The following is a 5,830-nucleotide window of genomic DNA, read 5'->3' as shown; positions in this document are numbered from 1 at the left end:
GGTCCTCCCTTCGCTGCGCAGGGCCAGCGTATTGGGCAGGTACTCCTTGATGGCGACACGTTTCCCCTGGCTGTCGGTCGCGACGTATACGATCGAGAAGCCGCCCAGCGAGAGCTGGTGCTCGATGCAGTACTCGTCGAGTTGGAAACCGGCGGGGAGAGGGTGGTTCGCTTGTTGCGCCATCCGTGTCAAGGCTATCATTCGGGTTTCCGGCCATTGTCCGGTTTTTCGGGGTGGGCTGTAAAGCCGCCTGCTGGCCTGTCACAGTCCACTCATCAGGATTCACATGATCTACAGTATGACCGGCTATGCCGCCAGAACGTGCGCCGTCCGGGGCGGCACGCTGTACATCGAGTTGCGCAGCGTCAATTCCCGCTACCTGGACATCTTCTTTCGCGTCTGCGACGAATTGCGGGTTGCCGAAACGGCACTGCGCGAGCTGCTCGCCGCACGTCTGAGCCGCGGCAAGCTGGAATGCCGTGTCAGCTTCTTTCCCGCCACCAGTGGCGGCCAGCAGGTCAACCTCAATGCGGGACTGCTCGAGCGCTTGCGGATGTTCGACGCGCAGGTACGCCAGGCCCTGCCGCTTGCCGCACCGCTGGCGGTCAGCGACGTGCTGCGCTGGCCGGGCATCTTCGGCGAGGAAACGCTCGATCTGCGGTCTGTGCTGCCGGCCTGTCTGGCGCTGGCCGGCGAAGCGCTCGACGACTTTGCCGCCAGCCGGGCGCGCGAGGGCGACAAGCTGGCGACCATCATCCGCCAGCGGGTGGTGCGCATGCGGGCACTGGTCTGCGACGTCGCACCGCGCATCCCGGCCGCACAGGCGGCGTTCAACGACCGGCTGCGACAACGCCTGCTGGAGGCTGTGCAGGCCGTGGACGACGAGCGCATCCGTCAGGAAGTGGCAGTGTTCGCAGCCCGCATAGATGTTTCGGAAGAACTGGCGCGCCTGTCGACACACCTCGACGAGGTCGAGCGCATCCTCGGGGCCGGCGGCGCGAGTGGCAAGCGCCTCGATTTCCTGATGCAGGAACTCAATCGCGAAGCCAACACTCTCGGCTCCAAGTCACTGGTAGCGGAAGTCTCGCAGGCAGCAATCGAGCTCAAACTGCTCATCGAACAGATGCGCGAGCAGGTGCAGAACCTGGAGTGAGTCTTCGCTCCGTCGGAGAAGATGGCAGCCATTGCTGAAAGCCCCTGAAAACGGGGGGGTGGTCTCAAGTCCGAAGTGCAAGGAGTTGATGAAAGAGTCTGGTGAAGTTGAAATCGGGCAGGAAGAGTTCGGCGGGGCAATGCCAGCCGAGGCTTTTGCGTGGTCGCGTATTCGGTTGCCAAGCAACGGCATCGGGTTCGACCCGAGAGAAACCGGACAGATCGGCGCCCTTTGGGAAAGACTGGCGTAGCAAGCCATGGGGATTCTCGTTGATGCCGCGCTGCCAAGGGCTCTATGCGGATCGGCGAAAGAGATCTTGACGCCTGTCAGTTCAGAAAAGCACGCGTGCTGAGCCATCTCGCGTCCCTGATCGTAGATCAGGGCTCGGCGTCGCTGGGCATCGATCCGATTCGGAACGGTACAGAAGCCGGTCACGGCGGCGGCCTCGGTACTGGCGTTATCCATTCTGGCCAAGGTCACGAACAAGGGGCGACGCTCCCCCGGCGTGCCGATGGCCGACGCATTGCGGGCACCCCTGATCAAGTCGCCCTCCCAATGACCGGGGATCACGCGATCTTCGACCTCGGGCGGTCGCTGGAGGAGGCTCGTCCTGTTGGGAATCGTTCCCCGGCGGTCGGTATAGCACGCACCCTGGGCCTGCGGCGCTGGCGCGACTGACGCAGGCAAGCTAAGCAACTCACGTCACCATTCACCACGAGGCATGGCCTGGATCGCGGTGTAGAGGGTTTCGTGGCTGACCTGAAGTGCGGGCCGTATCCGGATGCCTCCGGCGCAGGATGTGCCGGCAATCTGCTCCAGAATGACGATCCCGTAGCCGACGCTCGACCACCGCCACAGCGCCCCCTCGACGGCCAGGCGTGGCCGGCATCACTGAGCTTGCCCGCTGCTGCCCTTGACCCAGTTTCGCAAGGTCTGCTCTACCCGTCCCGGTTCCTTGACCACGACCACCGCCAGCGCCGGCCCGTCCTTCACCCGCTTGACCGCCGGCTCCTTGGATTCCCGCGTGCAGACCTGCTTCGCCATCTTCATTCTTCTCCCTTCCAAGGTCACGTCATCTGACGTCGCCCTGGGAAAACGAAATTCCGGGGGGAACTCACGCCTCGTCATCCCGTGCTATAGTTGCAGCCCCTTGTTGGCTGGACGAACCCTCTTGGCGCTTCGTTTCGACGTTCTCATCATCGGCAGTGGCCTGGCCGGACAAGCTGCGGCACTACGACTCGCAAAAACACACCGGGTGGCGCTGATCAGCAAGCGCGCCCTGGAGGACAGCGCATCAAGCTGGGCGCAAGGGGGAATCGCGGCGGTACTCGACAACCGCGATTCAATCGAGGCGCACATCCGTGACACGATTACCGCTGGCGCCTTCCTGAACGACCGTCACGCCACGCGCTTCGTGATCGAAAATGGGCGCCGCGCCGTCGACTGGCTGATCGAGCAGGGCGTGCCGTTCACGCGTGACGCGGCCGGTTACCACCTCACCCGTGAGGGCGGACACAGCGCGCGCCGCGTCATCCACGTGGCCGACGCCACCGGTCTCGCAGTGCAGACCACCCTGACTGACAAGGTGCGCCGGCAACCCAACATCAGCATTCTCGAAAACCACATCGCGATCGATCTGATCACCGGCCTCAAGCTGGGACTGGCGGAAAAGCGCTGTTATGGAGCCTATGTGCTGGACAGTGTCAGTGGTGAGGTGCTGACGATTGGCGCGCAACACACCCTGATCGCCGCCGGCGGCGCGGGGAAAGTCTATCTCTACACGACCAATCCGGACACCTCGACCGGTGACGGTATCGCCATGGCCTGGCGCGCCGGCTGTCGGGTAGCGAACATGGAGTTCATCCAGTTTCACCCGACCTGCCTTTACCATCCGCAGGCCAAGTCATTCCTGATTTCCGAAGCCGTACGCGGCGAAGGAGGACGACTGCTGCTGCCCGACGGCAGTCGCTTCATGCCCCGCCACGACGCACGCGGCGAACTCGCCCCGCGCGATGTGGTGGCCAGGGCTATCGACTTCGAAATGAAGAAACGCGGACTGGACTGCGTCTATCTGGACATCTCGCACAAGCCCGCAGCCTTTCTCGCTGAGCACTTCCCGAACATTCTGGCACGCTGCCTCGACCTCGGCATCGACATCACGCGCCAACCCATCCCAGTTGTTCCCGCCGCGCATTACACCTGTGGCGGCGTTGTCAGCGACCTGCGTGCGCGCACCGACCTCGCCGGCCTTTATGTAGCCGGCGAAGCCTCGTGCACCGGTCTGCACGGCGCCAACCGGCTGGCCAGCAATTCGTTGCTCGAATGCCTGGTGTTTGCCGAAGCGGCGGCAACGGACATTCTCCAGCAACCGCCCGGCGACCTGCCTGTGTTGCCGGCATGGGACGCGAGCCGGGTCAGTGACCCCGACGAGGAGATCGTCATCGCCCACAACTGGGATGAGTTACGCCGCTTCATGTGGGATTATGTGGGCATCGTACGCACCACCAAACGCCTGCAGCGCGCGCAGAACCGGATTCGCCTGCTGGTGCGCGAGATCGACGATTTCTACTCGCATTTCCGGGTCAGCCACGATCTGATCGAGCTACGCAACCTGGTGGTGACCGCCGACCTGATCATCCGCTGCGCGCTTCGGCGTCACGAAAGCCGTGGCCTGCACTTCAGTCGCAACTACCCCGACTCTTTGGCCCGGGCCAGCAACACCGTGATCAGACGGCACTCCCGGTCTGATCGCCCGGATTGACCAGCCAACGCAACCACAGGCACAGCACGCGAAATTGCTCCGGCGGCAGACTGTCCGGCAAAATGGCCAGACTGCGCAGGCGGCCCTGATCATCACGCAGACGAAGGACGATCAGTCGGCTGAACACTGTCGTATCTGGCTGTACCACCATGGCCAAGCATCGTCCACCAGGACAGAGCAGGTCCAGTTCGCCGCGCTCACCCAGGCGTAGACCGGTCACGCGCCCAGGCCGCAGGACATGCCATGCCGAGAGCGCCACCAACCCCAGCAAAAGGACCCTGGCGGCCGCTGGCCAGGGCAGTACCCACACACTGCCTGCCGCCAGTCCATGCAGCAGAATCGTCAGCCAGCAGAGGAAACGCGAGCGGCGCAATCCGAGAGTGAGTGGAAACTGCACCTGCCCGGAACGGCGAATCTGGCTTCTAGATTCGCTTGAAGGCGACGGTGGCGTTGGTGCCGCCGAAACCGAAGGAGTTGGAAATCCCGACGTCGATCTTCAGTTGGCGCGCCTCGTTGGCACAATAATCGAGATCGCAGGCTTCGTCCTGGTTGAAGACGTTGATCGTCGGTGGGGAGACCTGATGATGGATCGCCAGGATGGTGAATATCGCCTCGATGCCCCCCGCAGCGCCCAGCAGATGACCGGTCATCGACTTGGTCGAATTGATCACCAGTTGATGCGCATGCTCGCCGAAAGCGCGCTTGATGGCGATCGTCTCAGCCTTGTCCCCTAGGGGAGTGGAAGTGCCGTGTGCATTGACGTACTGCACCTCATCAAGATTCAAACCGGCGTTGCGCAGCGCGTTGGTCATGCAACGGGCTGCACCCTCGCCATCCTCGCAGGGCGCGGTCATGTGATGCGCGTCGGCACTCATGCCGAAGCCTGCCAATTCGCAGTAGACGCGGGCACCGCGCGCCTTCGCATGCTCGTACTCCTCGAGCACGACGACACCGGCCCCTTCACCGAGAACGAAACCGTCCCGGTCACGATCCCACGGGCGGCTTGCCGTCTGCGGATCATCATTACGCGTTGACAGGGCGCGTGGCGCACAGAAGCCCCCGAGCCCGAGTTTCGAAACGCAGCCCTCGGCCCCGCCAGAAATCATGATGTCCGCATCACCATACTCGATCAGGCGCCCGGCATCACCAATACTGTGCGTTCCCGTCGAACAGGCGCTGACCAGAGAGATGTTGGGGCCCTTGTAGCCATACATGATCGACAGATTGCCCGAGATCATGTTGATGATCGAGCCGGGAACGAAAAAAGGCGACACCTTGCGCACACCACCGGCGGCAAAGTCGTCGCAAGTACTCTCGATCATCGGTAAACCGCCGATCCCCGAACCGATCGACACGCCAATCCGCTCGGGAACCCCCGGGTGGTCTTCAAGTCCGGCATCGCGTATGGCCTGAATCCCCGCCGCCATGCCGTAGTGGATGAAGACATCCATCCGGCGCGCCTCCTTCGGCGAGATATATTGGCCGATCTCGAAGCCCCGCACTTCTCCGGCAATCCGGACAGGGAAAGTGGAAGCATCGAAACGGCTGATCCGGTCAATTCCCGAACGACCGGCAAGAACATTCTGCCAGGCTTCTGCAACCGTATTACCGACTGGGGAAACAATACCAAGGCCAGTGATGACGACTCTGCGACGTGCCAACTTGAACTCCAACAGTACGGAATGCGGCAGCGGGAACTTCCCCTGATGACATCCTGCCGGACGCAGCCGCCAGCCTGTCCGCCAGGGTGCGCGACGAGAAACTACTTCTTGTGGGCAGTGACGTAGTCGATGGCCTGCTGCACGGTGGTGATCTTCTCGGCCTCATCGTCCGGGATCTCGCACTCGAACTCTTCTTCCAGAGCCATGACCAGTTCGACCGTGTCAAGCGAATCGGCGCCCAGATCGTCGACAAAC

The 5,830-nt window shown here is 62.7% G+C and carries 7 protein-coding genes and 2 pseudogenes; 3 read left to right on the top strand and 6 right to left on the bottom strand.

All coding sequences use genetic code 11. The features are described 5' to 3' along the window. A pseudogene (locus JNK99_RS03505) lies at nucleotides 1–183 on the bottom strand (serine/threonine protein kinase); the annotation flags it as partial. Nucleotides 184–286: 103 nt separating this feature from the next. Between JNK99_RS03505 and JNK99_RS03500 the strand changes: the two are divergent. Both JNK99_RS03500 and JNK99_RS03495 read left to right on the top strand, forming a co-directional pair. Further along, entirely contained in the window at nucleotides 287–1,153 is an 867-nt protein-coding gene (locus tag JNK99_RS03500) for a YicC/YloC family endoribonuclease (RefSeq protein ID WP_291848683.1), read from the top strand. Between the two features lie 31 nt (nucleotides 1,154–1,184). Continuing rightward, nucleotides 1,185–1,403, top strand: a complete 219-nt coding sequence (locus JNK99_RS03495) for a hypothetical protein (protein ID WP_291848680.1) — start codon at nucleotides 1,185–1,187, stop codon at nucleotides 1,401–1,403. 98 nt (nucleotides 1,404–1,501) lie between these two features. Here JNK99_RS03495 and JNK99_RS17610 read toward each other — a convergent pair. After that, nucleotides 1,502–1,840: pseudogene (locus JNK99_RS17610) on the bottom strand (IS30 family transposase); the annotation flags it as partial. Nucleotides 1,841–2,041: 201 nt separating this feature from the next. Beyond that, the gene (locus JNK99_RS03490; protein WP_291848677.1) at nucleotides 2,042–2,203 is read right to left on the bottom strand and encodes a hypothetical protein; all 162 of its coding nucleotides are present in this window, start codon (nucleotides 2,201–2,203) and stop codon (nucleotides 2,042–2,044) included. 121 nt (nucleotides 2,204–2,324) lie between these two features. On the opposite strand from JNK99_RS03490, the gene nadB reads away from it, so the two are divergent. Next, nucleotides 2,325–3,914, top strand: a complete 1,590-nt coding sequence (gene nadB, locus JNK99_RS03485; protein WP_291848674.1) for an L-aspartate oxidase — start codon at nucleotides 2,325–2,327, stop codon at nucleotides 3,912–3,914. Here the strand turns inward: nadB and JNK99_RS03480 are convergent. The 3 genes from JNK99_RS03480 to acpP all read right to left on the bottom strand — a co-directional run. Further along, nucleotides 3,880–4,311: a protein YgfX gene (locus JNK99_RS03480; RefSeq protein WP_291848672.1), complete on the bottom strand. Its 432-nt coding sequence runs from the start codon at nucleotides 4,309–4,311 to the stop codon at nucleotides 3,880–3,882. The two genes, nadB and JNK99_RS03480, sit on opposite strands and share 35 nt — an antisense overlap. A gap of 25 nt (nucleotides 4,312–4,336) precedes the next feature. Continuing rightward, entirely contained in the window at nucleotides 4,337–5,575 is a 1,239-nt protein-coding gene (fabF, locus tag JNK99_RS03475) for a beta-ketoacyl-ACP synthase II (protein ID WP_291848669.1), read from the bottom strand. 101 nt (nucleotides 5,576–5,676) lie between these two features. Beyond that, on the bottom strand, nucleotides 5,677–5,830 hold a 154-nt coding region (gene acpP, locus JNK99_RS03470; RefSeq protein WP_291848685.1), incomplete at its 5' end, for an acyl carrier protein.

Origin of the sequence: Accumulibacter sp. (assembly GCF_016789985.1) — a bacterium.
Lineage (GTDB): Bacteria > Pseudomonadota > Gammaproteobacteria > Burkholderiales > Rhodocyclaceae > Accumulibacter.
This window is presented reverse-complemented; position numbering and strand designations above follow the sequence as displayed.